The sequence below is a fragment of the Parapusillimonas granuli genome (genome assembly GCF_013416525.1).
Lineage (GTDB): Bacteria > Pseudomonadota > Gammaproteobacteria > Burkholderiales > Burkholderiaceae_B > Parapusillimonas > Parapusillimonas granuli.
Genome location: NZ_JACCEM010000015.1, coordinates 21,672 through 34,047, shown reverse-complemented (window position 1 = coordinate 34,047; position 12,376 = coordinate 21,672). Strand labels below are relative to the sequence as shown.

Here is a 12,376-nt window from a genome sequence, read left to right as displayed (position 1 = left end):
CCTTCCCGGAGACTTTCTTATGCACACCCTTCCCGCACTGCGGGCTGGGGCGCTAGCGCTTGCCTGCGTCCTGGCTCCTGCTGCCCATGCAAACGGCACCATTAAGCTACTAACCGGCACCCCCCGACTGGCCTGCGAAGCGACGCTATGCCTGTCGTCCAGTCTGCGTCCTGGTGAGTGCAGCCCTTCGCTGGATCATTATTTCGCCATCAAGAAGTTCAACAGGCGTGGCCTGGACTGGTCTGCGACGGTCGCGGCCAGACGCGCTTTCCTGTCTGAATGTCCCGCTTCCGGCGAACCGGGCATGGCACAGCGCATCGACGCGATTTCACAGGGTGCAGGCAAGTGTGATGCGGAATATCTGAACAGCAGCTATTCCGGCACCGCCTACAAATGGCGCGAACGCGGATACAACTACGGCGGCGACAGCGCGGAACCCGTCTACGAGGTGCATTCGCTTCGCACCGTCACGCTCACACAGCTGCCCGCCTATTGTGTGGTCTACAACGATCACGCCTGGACCTATGAACTGTCTATCCGGTACGTGGGCAGACCGGCCATGGGTGGCTACTGGATCAAGTCTGAAGACTACGAAGCGGCTCAGGCCAAGTGGGAAGCTGAACACACGGGCCAGTGGGCCAGCGGCTGGAACTTCTCTCTGACCGACCCCAGGCATCTCAGCGATAACTAAGGACGCCGTCATGTTTGCCGAACTCGCCACTCTGGCCCTTGCCTGCGCGCCCGATATTCACCCGGTCACACTGCATGCCGTGGTCAAGCATGAGTCCAGGGCGCAGCAGTACGCCATCGGCGTCAATCGCAAGGGTCACCAACTCAAGCGTCAACCCCGCAGCCTGGAAGAAGCCACGGCGGCAGCGCAGAGGCTGATTGACCAGGGTATCGACTTCGATGCCGGGCTGGGCCAGATCAATGTGCGTAACTGGGCATGGCTGAAGCTGGATGCCACGACCGTGTTTGACCCCTGCAAGAACCTCACTGCCGCACAGACCGTGCTGGCTGAGTGCTACGCCCGTGCCTTACCCACGCACGAAGACCCACAGCAGGCGCTGCGCGCCGCACTGTCCTGCTACAACACCGGCAACTTCAACCGTGGCTTTACCAACGGCTATGTGGGGAAGGTACTGACCCAGGCAGGTATCAAGGTTCCTGCCCTGGTGCCGCTTGCCGACGCGACAGCACCACAGGCAGCAGCTGACACACCGGCCCAGCCCTCAGAGAAGCCCAAGCAGAAACCTCAGCCTGAAGCGCCACGCGGCGCACCCGACGGTTTCACCTCGAACCCGGCTACTGACGGATTTCAGAGGCCTGCAACCGATCAGCCAGCATCTGGAAGTTTGTAGAAGACATTCCGACCCCGCTTTTCCTGTACCAACCGACCTTCATTAACTAGGAGGCCGATCACAGACCAAGTCAGATAGTTCCTCTGCTTACCCTGGAAATCACTTTCCAACTGAAGTAAGCGTGCAATCTCACTATTTCCCACGCCATCTGGAAAGGAAGCCACCTTTTCAATGATGGACTCCTTCAATAACGCCAGTCCATCGGCAGCCTTTTTAGTTGCCGTCATAAGTTTTCTGCCTCAATGGTCAATGTCGAATTCTTCGACTGTATCAGAGGAAGCTCACACGAAAACCATTATTCCCCTGCGCCGCCCGGCGTCTGGGGCAGGAGTCTTTCCATGTCACTACTGCACCGCATCAGAAATGCTACGCAACGCCTGCACAGTCTCAACAGATGGATGACAGCCCTGCTGCTGTTCGGCATTACTCAGGCGGCATCGGCCCAATCCATCGGCGGGCTTTCCAGGGCGCAGACCACACTGCAGACCCTGCGCGACAACCTGGATGTCATTTTGCCGATTGCCGCCATCATCATCGGCATCATCATCTTTGTGCTGTATTCCGCAGAGGTCATGCGCAAGGATGACGCCATCCGCTGGGGCATCGGCGTGCTGCTCGCCGGGTCAGCCGCTGAGCTGGTCGTGCTGCTCTGGAAGTAAGCCATGAACGATCACACCTACCCCGTATTCAAGGGGCTGGGCCGCAAGGCCACGTTCATGGGTGTTCCCACACGGCTGTTGTTGGGTGCCTTCGCCGTTGTCGCAATGATCGCCATGACGGCGGGCCTGGCCTGGTGGGGACTCGTATTCGTGGTCATGCCTACCCTGGCCATCCTCACCCGCGACGACGACAAAGCCCTGGACGTGCTCTGGCTTGAGTTCAAAACTCGCAAACGCAACCGTAATCAGCGCTTCTGGAAGGGTTCCAGCTACGCCCTGCACGGCTACCACCGGCGCCGCCCCTGGCGCGCACTCATCCGATAAAGGACGCCACCATGACTGCTGCAGCCACTCTCGCCGTGGATGAACGGCGGGTTTCGCGCTATCTGCCCTATTCCCACCATGTCACAGATCAGATCATCGCCTGCGACAACCACGAGTACCTGGCCGTCATCAAGGTGGCAGGGCGCGCGCCCGACGCCTACGCTCAGGAGGAACTGAAGGAATGGATTGAAGCCCTGCATAACGTGCTGCGCGGCCTGCCCATGGGTTCGGTCGGCTTCTATTCCCACATCATCCGCCGCCGCGTTACCGAATACCCGGAAAGCACCTTCAGCCAACCCTTCGCCTCCCGGTTCGACGCGGCCTATCGCACCACCTTCGACGCAAGCGGTCTGATGATGAATGACCTGTACCTGTCAGTGCTGGTTCACCCGGTCGAGGATCCGATACTTGGCACCTTCGCCAGTCTGGAAAAGGCCGACAGCCAGCGCATCGCGCACTGGCAGGCGGAATCCATCGCTCGCCTCAGCGACATACTGCGTACCCTCAAAGCGGGCCTGTACCGCTACGACCCGCAGACGCTGGGGATTGTGGATCGCAACGGTTTTTCTTTCAGTGAAACCGCTGAGTTTCTGGGTTTCCTGCTGTCGGGGCGGCAACGGCCTGTACCGGTTTCGCGGGAACGGCTACGCGACACCCTGCCCTATGCCCGGCCCATCTTCGGCAAACATGGCGAGCTTGGCGAACTGCGTACCGTGGCAGACTCACGCATCTTCGGCATGATGGAGCTGCGCGACTACCCGGAAGCCAGCAAGCCCGGCCATCTGGACCGGTTGCTGGGCCTGCCGCATGAGTTTGTACTGACCCAATCCTGGGGCAGCCACACCGGGGCCGCTGCAAAGAAACTGGTGAAGCGCCATCAGAAGCTGCTGGTAGATTCCGGCGACGACGCCGGCAGCCAGGTGGCCCAACTGACCCAGGCCATGGATGACCTCACTTCTGGTCGTCTTGGCCTGGGCGACCACCACGCTACCTTGCTTATCTATGGCGACACGGCGGAAGGCGTGCGCCAGGCGCTGGCGCATACAGCCACCGCCTTGGCCGAAGAAGCCATCGGCTTCAGGCCATTGGAAAAAGCCCTGGAGGCTGGCTTCTGGGCGCAGTTGCCCGGCAACTGGCACTGGCGTCCGCGCCCGGTGCCCGTCACGTCGCTCAATTTCCTGTGCTTCTCCAGTCTGCATAACCAACTGACCGGCAAGCCCGCTGGCAACCCCTGGGGGCCAGCCGTCACCATGCTCAAGACGCAAACCGGCAGTCCATTCTTCTTCAACTTCCACGCTTCAGTGGAAGACCTGGACGAAACCGGCAAGCGACGCCCGGGCAACACCATGATTATTGGCATGACCGGCACCGGCAAAACCGTGCTGCAGGGCATGCTGCTCACCCAGGCACAGAAGTTTGGGGCAACGTGTGTAGTGTGGGACAAAGACCAGGGTATGCAGGTACTCATCATGGCGCTGGGAGGGCGGTACTTCAATATCCGCCTTGGCGAAGCGACCGGTTGGAACCCATTTCAGATGGAACCCACCAAGGGGAACGTCGCCTTCATGGTGCGACTGGTTGTATTCCTGGCGGAACGCAGGGGTGAAACAGTCACCACCCGACAACATGCCGACATTACCCGGGCCGTACAGCAGCTGACCACGCTCATCGACCGCGAAGCCCGCACGCTGTCCACCCTGAACACCCTACTGCCCAACCCTTATAGCGAGGATGACAGCACCAGTACCATTCACGCACGCCTGGCACCGTGGTGCCGGGGCGGTGAATACGGCTGGGTGTTCGACAATCCGGCAGATCAGCTGAGCCTGGCAACGGATGACGGCACACCCGCTATCTTTGGCTTTGACCTTACCGAACTGCTGGACGATGACGCGGTACGCGGCGCGGCCACCATGTATTTGAAGCACCGCATCGACGCCCTGCATGACGGACGGCGCATCATCAACCTATACGACGAATGCCAGCACCCGCTAAAAGACAAGCATTTCCAGGATGACATGCAGGACGCCAGCCGCACCATCCGCAAGAAAAACGGTGTGCTCGCCTTCGCTACACAGGAACCGGGCGCCATCACCCAAAACCCGGTCGGCCCTTCACTGGTTCAGCAGACGGCCACCCTGATTCTGCTGCCCAACCCCAGGGCCAAAGCCCGCGATTACATCGAAGGATTCGGCCTGACCCCCGCCGAGTTTGAGTTGCTGAAAACGCTGGGCGAAGCCAGCCGGAAGTTTCTCGTCAAGCAAGGCTCCAGCGTCACGGTAGCCCAACTGGACCTCTCCGACTGCGAAGACGAACTACTGGTGTTCTCCGGCAGCCCCGATATGGCAGAGATTGCAGAACAGGCAGTCGCCCAGGCCGGGCCTGACCCAGCACACTGGTTGCCGTTGTACCTGGATGCGGTTCGCCAAGGCCGTATTGTCCCGGCCTCTTCATAGGAATAACCCATGAAACACAATGCCAACGAGCGTGAGAAGCAGCAGGCGCTGGATGAAGATCGACGCCAGACACAGGCTCGTGATGATCTGCAGGCAACGAAAGATCAGGATTTCTATACGCGGCTGGGTCTGCACGACCCGGACGCCGACCGCCCAGAAGACACTTTCCTGATCTCGGTCTATAGCGAACACTGGACGCATGAAGACCTGGAGGCTGGTGAAACCAATACCCGTGACATCGAGCTTGACCGGGTGACGGTGGACGCTGACGACCTCGAACGACACAGCCAGGATTTCGGCGTATCCGATCCGTCATGCAGCGACCCACGCATAAGTCCTGACATCTGGTTTTCGTCCACCCACCCGCGCCAGAATCGTGCCTATTTTGAGCAAGGCGTGCAAAAGTATTACAGCCTGCATGTCCATGAAGTGAATGGGCAGCGCCCCACGCCGGAGGATTATCAGCGTGTAGCCGACCTCATCGGCGCACGCTTCGATCATGCGATAAGGCTGTCGCCACAGCATGAACAGGAGGGACCAGACCTGTGCCTTTAACCCGTCCCTACCTCCAGACTCAGCCCACTGCCGATGAGATAGCCGGCATGGCCTGGTGGAACAATCTGAAACCTATTGAACGTGTTTGCTGGCTTACAACTGCCGGACACGCTTGCAGCGTGGCCGACGCCTGGGCAGCGTACAAACGCAGCCAGGGGCTTACTGACAACCGACCACCATAGGAACACCCAATGAAACGAAGACATTTCATCGCCGCTGCCGGAGCCACCGCCCTACTGAGCATCCTGGCGGGATGCAAGACGGAACCGAAGGGCGAGAAGTTTATCGGTCATTGGTTCTCGGATAACGGTCGCTACCCTCCGACCCTGGTCCACATTGAACGGAACGACGACACGTTCCTGTTCACAGAAACCGCATGGAACAACCTCGGCAAAGTTGGATACCGGTCCAATACCGTGCCAGCCACACTCAACGGCGCAGACAATATCCTGGTCGTCGGCGACAGTAAACACATTGCCTACAAAGAGGCTGACGATGAAATTGTCTCGGACAGCCTGAAGGCCCGCCGCATAACGGAAGCCGAATACCAGGCAGCCGCTTCCAAGCAGTAATTTGTACGTGCTTAGACCTAATCTGAAAACATTATCAACTGCTGGAAGACAGAGAACAGCCAGAAGCGGACTGTTAAGCTGGTTGAGCATGGTTAGATGATGATGGTGCTTCTGAGCTCCGTTAAAACTCCCTAGCCGGCGGCCCCATCCCAGGCTGCCCGTTCGGCCCGTCAGCCTCGCAAATAGCAATTATTCGAGCTGCTAGCTGGATGGCCGTGTCACACCGATATGAGATAAAGCGATCTTTACTGTCGTTGGCCATGCTGGGTCTTATGACCCATTTTCCTGAGATGTTGCGCGCGATCTGTGGCAGTTCAAACATCGGTATGAGCCATGTGGCGACGAAGTCTGTCAAATCCTCGTTGCACAGGGCACCAACGAGATAAGCACGCCGCGCTTCGTTGAAAGTAGTGTGACGCACTTCGAAGTGAACCGTGTGTCCGCGCTCTTCAGAGCCGGCTCTACGCAATGTTGTCGTTCGACACTTCAGTTGGATGGCGGCAGAGTTGCCGGTCTGCTTATCGTAGAAAAGCACGTCGAGACCATCGTCATCAGCCAGAGGCTGAAATGGTGACAGCCTGCCGTCGCTTGCCTTCATCACGGCGTTGATAAGCAAGTTTTCGCCAATTGCTCCAATCTGGGTGGATGTAAGTGCCATTCGGTGATTCTCCTCGTGGCATGCATAGTAACGAAAGAAGGATCCTCTCTAACAATCTCAGAGGGTACGGACCCCCGCCCGTTCTAGACAGAGCCCTGTACCTCATCTGGCGAATTAGCTCGCCACCCCCTTTACCCCCGGAGTTCTCCCATGACACGCTACAAGCATCTTGCGGCGGGCATTGCCCTGGCCGCTGTTTTCATGAATCCTGCCCGCGCCAGCGGCATCCCTACGGTCGATGCTGCCACCATTGCCCAACTGCAAGAACAGCTGCTGACCGCCCGCGACCAGCTGAAGAACCTGACGGATCAACTGGCGACAGCCAAGGAGCAGCTTGCCGCATTCACGCAATCCAGCGGCTATGGTGTCATTCCCAATGATTACGTCATCCGAGATCAGCTTCGCGCTGCGCTGCCCTCCAACGCTCAGGACTTGCTGAACCGATCCGGTAGCTCAGGCTTGAACGGAGATGTTTCCCGCATCACAGACGATGTCATGGCCCCGGTGAACTTCACCGAAGACAGACAGGAGCTGTCAAAACGGTCACTGAACATAGAGGCAACCGCAAAAGCCATGAGTGAGCGGGCCTACGATTCGATGACTCAGCGGCTGGCCAATGTTGATGCCCTGCAGGATCAGATCAATCAAACGACCAACCCCAAGGAAATTGCTGAACTGCAGGCGCGGATTCAGATTGAGCAAGCGAATATCTCAGCCGAACAGACCCGCATTCAGCTTGCTGCACAGCAACTGGATGCGGAACGACAACTGCTGCAAGCCCGGGCTGAACGTGTCTATGGAGGATGGTTTGGGAACAAGCCAGCGTCAGACTCATCCCCCGGCGCAGCTGAATAGGCTGGCACGCCATGGCCAGCCTAACTCCATCCGTCGCGGCACCCACTACGCCAAGCAACATCGCTGAGTGGGTCATGACGCAAACCGAAGGCATCCTCAGCGATGCCATCAACGGGCCGATGCAGGCACTGTTCGAAGCACTCATGCCTGTCATCGTGGTGGGCCTGACTCTGCAATTCGTTGTGTATGCGTTTGCACTCATGCACGGTCAGAGCAATATGACTGTCACCGAGTTCTTCCGCAAGGCCATTCTCGTGGCGATTGTGTCTATGATCTTTGGGGCAGGCGGCCTGTATCAGAACGACATCGCCAAAACCATGATCGCACTGCCTGACAATGTCACACAGCTCGCGCTCGGCACGGGCAACGTGGCGGCAGAAGTCGATAAGCTGCAGAACGAGACCAGTGAGGCATCCAATGCCATGCTGGGTTCCAGCGACCGGCCCTGGTACAACTTCATGCCTTCCACCAGGGAAGTGCTGGTCAGCATCCTGGCGACGCTGTTGCGAATCAATGCGGCCGTCGTAGGCAGCATCATCATGGTCATTGTGGTGGTCTGCAAAGTCGGCATGGCACTTGTGGTTGCTGCAGGGCCACTCTTTATCTCCGCGACATTGTTCGAGCCAACAAAACCTCTCTTCAATAACTGGGTTTCGCAGGCATTGAACTTTGTCTTCCTGGCCTTGCTTGCAGGCCTGGTCTTCGGCCTTATCCTGCAACTCAACATTCAGCTGATCCGCATGATCGCTGACCAGATAGAAACAGGGATGGCCGACGTGCTTTCACTGTTCGGCGCTCAGGTGCTTGTCGGTGCTGCCAGTCTCGTCATCATGATTCTGATTCCCGGCCTTGCCGCCGGCCTCTCCAACGGCTTCGGTGCTCAGCTCGGTGTCGGTTCCGCCGCCCGGGGCGCGTTCTCTGTTCTGCGTCTGCGTAGCATGTTGCGCCTGCGCGCCAAGTAAACCCCTCCCTACCCGCTGCCCAGCGGGGCCATCACCCCCTTCCTTCTGCCCGCGCGGCAGGACAGGAGCCCTTCCCATGCACAAACTCATTGCCGCCCTGGCGCTGGCCGGGCTGCTGGCCGGCTGCGCCTTTCATGCGCCCCAACCGCCGCAGCCTGCTGACGGGCCGCGTGTGCCGGTGAACGCCAGCGCACCGATTTTCAAAGGAGCCTGAACCGTGGCAGAACCCCTCAAGTCTGAAGACGTAGCTGCCTGGCTGGAACAATCGCGCGGCCTGGAGCGCGACCACCTGGGCGAACTGGTCACCAGCCGCAAGCGCGCCTGGCAGGTTGCCATGGGCGCGGGTCTGATCGCCTTTGCCGCCGTCGCCGCCGTGGCTGGCCTGACGCCCCTGAAACAGCCACCCGAAATGTATGTGGTGCGCGTGGACAACGCCACCGGCAGCATCGAGCATGTCAGCACCCTGGGCGAACCGATGGAAGACTACGGCCAGCGCATCGCCAAGTATTTCCTGAACACCTATGTGCTGAACTGCGAAGGCTACAGCTGGCAGACCATCCAGGAGCAATTCGACACCTGCGCCTTGCTGTCTTCCCCGCCCATTCAGGTGCAGTACGGCAAGCGGTTTGAAGGGCTGGATGCTGTGACCACGCGGCTTGGCACCCTGGGTACGGTGGATGTTCAGGTTCATTCCATCACCCTGGGCGCCAATCAGGCAGCCATTGTCCGCTTCACCAGGACGGAACGTGAAGTCTCCACCGGCAACGTCACCAGAACGCGGCACCTGATCGCCACCATGGCCTACCAGTACGCCGACGTACCCCTCACAGAAGCCGTCGCCCGGCGCAACCCGCTGGGCTTTCAGGTTGTGCGCTACGACCTGGCCGCCGACCTTTCGCGCTGACCCGCCCTGGAGCAGAAGGAATCCCCATGTTTGAACTCTTCCCACGCGGGCGAGCTGTGGCGCTATTGCTGTGCCTGGCCCTGCCAGCCAGCGCCTGGGCGCTGGAGACGCCCCGCTCATCACGGCTCGACCATCGGGTGCGCTATGTCAACTATGACCCGGCCAACGTGATTCAGCTGGATGCGGTGATCGGCGTCGCGACCCACATCATGCTGGAACCCGGCGAAACCTATCAGTATCACGTCTTTGGCGACAGCCAGGCTTACGCCTTCACGTACAAGAACCACCATCTGTTCTTCAAGCCCACCGCCGAAGACGCCGACACCAACCTCATTGTCATCACCGACCGGCGGGAATACAGCTTCCGACTGTCCTACAGCCACGACCGCAACGCCCCAGCCCTTTACAAACTGGTGATGCGCTACCCGGAAGTAGAGGCTCGCATGAAGGCACAGGCGGCACAAAAGGCAGCGATTGAGCGCTCGTTGCAAGCATCTGCCGGCACGATGAACTGGCAGGCATACACCCGAAGTGGCAACGCCAGTATTGCCCCCGTTCACGCCTGGGATGATGGCCGCCATACCTGGCTGCAGTTCCCCCCGGAAACCGACATGCCCACGGTGTACCGCGTGACGCCTGACGGCCAGGAAGTCATCACCAACTATCACATGGCCGATGAGCGCACGATGGTGCTGCATCGCACCTCACCACGCTGGCATCTGCGCCTGGGCAACCAGGTACTGGCCATCCATAACGAAGCCTTTGGCCTGACCCCTGTACCTGCCCACACCGGCACAGCCTCCCCCACCGTCCGGCGCACAGTGAAAGGCGCGGCAGCGCCTGTACCGACGCTGCGGGTTCGGGAGATCACGCCATGAAGGAACAGCCCATGAACGACACCGATCCGCACCGGGACGAGACCACCACGGCCAGCCTGGAGCGCGAAACCCTGAGCCTGGAAACCGCCGGGCGCAGCGCCCCACGCGGCGCACGCGCTTTTCTGTGGCTCACCATTCTGGTGGCCATTGCCGTCGCCATCGGTGTGCTGCTGAAAGCCTGGAGCCGGGAACCGGTGCCTGCCAGCGACAGCAGCCTGGAAGCCGATCAGAGTGGAATTACCAACCGGCTGAAGCCGCCCAGGGTCGAGCGACCAGCGCCACCCAAGCCCTTGCCACCCACGGCACCTGAGCCGGTCCCTGCGCCCGCCTATGCCCTTCCCCCACCCACGCCCGCAGCACCGCCGCCTGTCGATGAAGTTGCGCAGCGGCGGCTGGCCAGCCCACTACAGGCGGGCGGCGCAGAAGGGGGAAGCGCAGGCAGCAGCCAAGCCAGCGCCCCAAGCGGCCCCTACAGTGATGCCGGCCCGCTGGCCGACAGGCTACGGCCTCTGGAGCTGGCGCCCTCTGTGGCCGGGCTGCTGGGAGATCGCAACTTCCTGCTCACACAAGGCACCATGATCGACTGCACGCTACAGACCAAATTGGTCAGCACCCAACCAGGGTTGCTCACCTGCCTGGCCACCTACGATGTCATGAGCGCCAACGGCAAGGTCAAGCTGATCGACGCCGGCACCAGGTTCACCGGCTATCAGTCCGGGGGCATCCAGCAGGGTCAGGCCCGCGCCTTTGTCACCTGGAACCGCCTGGAAACGCCCACTGGTGTCATCGTGGAACTGGCCTCACCCGGCACCGGACCTCTGGGCGAAGCCGGGCTGGATGGTCATGTCGATAACCATTTCTGGGAACGCTTCGGCAACGCCATCCTGCTGTCCCTGGTTGGGGACTTCGGTAACTGGGCATCGAATCAAGGCCAGTCCGGCGATAACAACATCCGCTTCGACAATACCGCCCAGGGCGGACAGGAAGCAATCGCCAAGATTCTGGAACGATCTTTGGACATACCCCCCACCCTCTATAAAAACCAGGGCGAACGCATCGGCATCATGGTCGCCCGTGATTTGGACTTCAGCCATGTCTACGACCTTGAACTTACCCCTTGAAGTGGTCCCTTTTGATCGCGCCATTTCGGTACGCACCTTTCTACGGCCCCTGGCCCAGCATCTGCAGGATCCGAAAGTCACGGAAATCGCCATCGTGCGCGAGGGCCATCTGTACGCCCGCACGGACGGACACTGGGTGTCGCACGAATGCGAGGAACTAAGTTACCAGCACCTGGAAGCGCTCGCGACGGCACTGGCGGCCTACAACCACATGGCACGCAGCCCCATCATGTCCGTGATCCTGCCTGATGGGGAGCGCGGCCAGATCATTCTGCCACCGGCCTGCATAGACGACACCAGCGCCATCAACATCCGCAAACACGCCACGGAAACTTCCCACCTGAAGCAGTTGGCGTCAGGCGGGGCGTTCAATGGCACCATGGATGCCAGCGCCAAATATAGTGCTGACGGACTGTCTAAACTCGATCAGCGGCTACTGATGCTCAAGGACAGGGCCGATTATTTCGAGTTCCTGGTGAACGCCGTCCGCGCGCGCAAGAACGTGGTGATTTCTGGCGCAACAGGGTCGGGAAAAACGACCTTTGCCCGATCCCTCATGAATGAAATACCCGTCCATGAACGCCTTATCACCATTGAAGACGTGCATGAACTGATCCTGCCATCGCATGACAACCGCATTCACATGATGTACGGCGGCACACGAGGCCGCGTGTCGGCCACTGACTGCCTGGCGGCATGCATGCGCCTGTCGCCCGACAGGATTTTTCTGGCTGAGCTACGCGGCCCTGAAACCTGGGATTATCTGGCTGCCCTGAACACCGGCCACCCGGGATCCGTCACCACGACGCACGCCAACAGCGCAATCGACGCCTTCGACCGGCTGGCCATTCTTATCAAGCAGTCCCCTACCGGTGGCAACCTAGACTTACCGACCATCCAGACCTTTCTGCAGCAGACCGTGGACATCGTTGTTCATGTCGAGCAGTTCCGTGTGAAAGAAATCTGGTTTGAACCCCGGCGACACGTCGTTGCCTGAGTTTACGCAACAGCGCTACACCCAGCCCATTCGACCCGACAGCATGCCGGGTCCATCTACCCCGAACCCGTGTG

General features: G+C 59.8%; 16 protein-coding genes. 14 read left to right on the top strand and 2 right to left on the bottom strand.

The genetic code is table 11. The features are described 5' to 3' along the window. The first annotated feature begins 19 nt into the window (after positions 1–19). Both H0A72_RS20710 and H0A72_RS20705 read left to right on the top strand, forming a co-directional pair. A complete protein-coding gene (locus tag H0A72_RS20710) occupies positions 20–691 on the top strand; it encodes a TrbM/KikA/MpfK family conjugal transfer protein (protein ID WP_180158420.1) in 672 nt (223 codons plus the stop codon). A 10-nt stretch (positions 692–701) separates the two neighbouring features. Further along, the gene (locus H0A72_RS20705; protein ID WP_180158419.1) at positions 702–1,361 is read left to right on the top strand and encodes a lytic transglycosylase domain-containing protein; all 660 of its coding nucleotides are present in this window, start codon (positions 702–704) and stop codon (positions 1,359–1,361) included. Here H0A72_RS20705 and H0A72_RS20700 read toward each other — a convergent pair. Then, entirely contained in the window at positions 1,337–1,588 is a 252-nt protein-coding gene (locus H0A72_RS20700; protein WP_180158418.1) for a hypothetical protein, read from the bottom strand. The two genes, H0A72_RS20705 and H0A72_RS20700, sit on opposite strands and share 25 nt — an antisense overlap. A gap of 111 nt (positions 1,589–1,699) precedes the next feature. Here H0A72_RS20700 and H0A72_RS20695 point away from each other — a divergent pair, with 111 nt between their 5' ends. From H0A72_RS20695 to H0A72_RS20675, 5 genes are all read left to right on the top strand, one after another. After that, a complete protein-coding gene (locus H0A72_RS20695) occupies positions 1,700–2,020 on the top strand; it encodes a TrbC/VirB2 family protein (RefSeq protein ID WP_180158417.1) in 321 nt (106 codons plus the stop codon). A 3-nt stretch (positions 2,021–2,023) separates the two neighbouring features. Next, entirely contained in the window at positions 2,024–2,344 is a 321-nt protein-coding gene (locus H0A72_RS20690) for a VirB3 family type IV secretion system protein (protein ID WP_180158416.1), read from the top strand. Between the two features lie 11 nt (positions 2,345–2,355). Beyond that, positions 2,356–4,800 (top strand): VirB4 family type IV secretion/conjugal transfer ATPase, encoded by a 2,445-nt coding sequence (locus tag H0A72_RS20685; protein WP_180158415.1) that lies wholly within the window; start codon positions 2,356–2,358, stop codon positions 4,798–4,800. 9 nt (positions 4,801–4,809) lie between these two features. Further along, complete coding sequence (locus tag H0A72_RS20680; RefSeq protein WP_180158414.1) at positions 4,810–5,355, top strand: hypothetical protein; 546 nt, start codon at positions 4,810–4,812, stop codon at positions 5,353–5,355. 191 nt (positions 5,356–5,546) lie between these two features. Beyond that, complete coding sequence (locus tag H0A72_RS20675) at positions 5,547–5,927, top strand: hypothetical protein (RefSeq protein ID WP_180158413.1); 381 nt, start codon at positions 5,547–5,549, stop codon at positions 5,925–5,927. A 121-nt stretch (positions 5,928–6,048) separates the two neighbouring features. Here H0A72_RS20675 and H0A72_RS20670 read toward each other — a convergent pair whose 3' ends face one another. Continuing rightward, positions 6,049–6,585, bottom strand: a complete 537-nt coding sequence (locus tag H0A72_RS20670; RefSeq protein WP_180158412.1) for a hypothetical protein — start codon at positions 6,583–6,585, stop codon at positions 6,049–6,051. A gap of 150 nt (positions 6,586–6,735) precedes the next feature. On the opposite strand from H0A72_RS20670, the gene H0A72_RS20665 reads away from it, so the two are divergent. The 7 genes from H0A72_RS20665 to virB11 all read left to right on the top strand — a co-directional run bounded on the left by H0A72_RS20665 (position 6,736) and on the right by virB11 (position 12,302). After that, the gene (locus tag H0A72_RS20665; protein ID WP_180158411.1) at positions 6,736–7,440 is read left to right on the top strand and encodes a TrbJ/VirB5 family protein; all 705 of its coding nucleotides are present in this window, start codon (positions 6,736–6,738) and stop codon (positions 7,438–7,440) included. Positions 7,441–7,514: 74 nt separating this feature from the next. Beyond that, positions 7,515–8,402, top strand: coding sequence for a TrbL/VirB6 family protein (locus H0A72_RS20660; RefSeq protein ID WP_246437035.1), 888 nt, complete (start codon positions 7,515–7,517; stop codon positions 8,400–8,402). A 76-nt stretch (positions 8,403–8,478) separates the two neighbouring features. After that, positions 8,479–8,616, top strand: a complete 138-nt coding sequence (locus H0A72_RS20655; RefSeq protein ID WP_102776198.1) for a conjugal transfer protein — start codon at positions 8,479–8,481, stop codon at positions 8,614–8,616. A 3-nt stretch (positions 8,617–8,619) separates the two neighbouring features. After that, positions 8,620–9,306, top strand: a complete 687-nt coding sequence (locus H0A72_RS20650) for a VirB8/TrbF family protein (protein WP_180158409.1) — start codon at positions 8,620–8,622, stop codon at positions 9,304–9,306. Positions 9,307–9,332: 26 nt separating this feature from the next. Further along, complete coding sequence (virB9, locus tag H0A72_RS20645) at positions 9,333–10,184, top strand: P-type conjugative transfer protein VirB9 (RefSeq protein ID WP_180158408.1); 852 nt, start codon at positions 9,333–9,335, stop codon at positions 10,182–10,184. An 11-nt stretch (positions 10,185–10,195) separates the two neighbouring features. Beyond that, a complete protein-coding gene (virB10, locus tag H0A72_RS20640; RefSeq protein WP_246437034.1) occupies positions 10,196–11,305 on the top strand; it encodes a type IV secretion system protein VirB10 in 1,110 nt (369 codons plus the stop codon). Beyond that, positions 11,277–12,302: a P-type DNA transfer ATPase VirB11 gene (virB11, locus tag H0A72_RS20635; RefSeq protein WP_180158406.1), complete on the top strand. Its 1,026-nt coding sequence runs from the start codon at positions 11,277–11,279 to the stop codon at positions 12,300–12,302. The genes virB10 and virB11 overlap by 29 nt, the downstream gene beginning before the upstream one ends. The last annotated feature ends 74 nt before the right edge of the window (positions 12,303–12,376 follow it).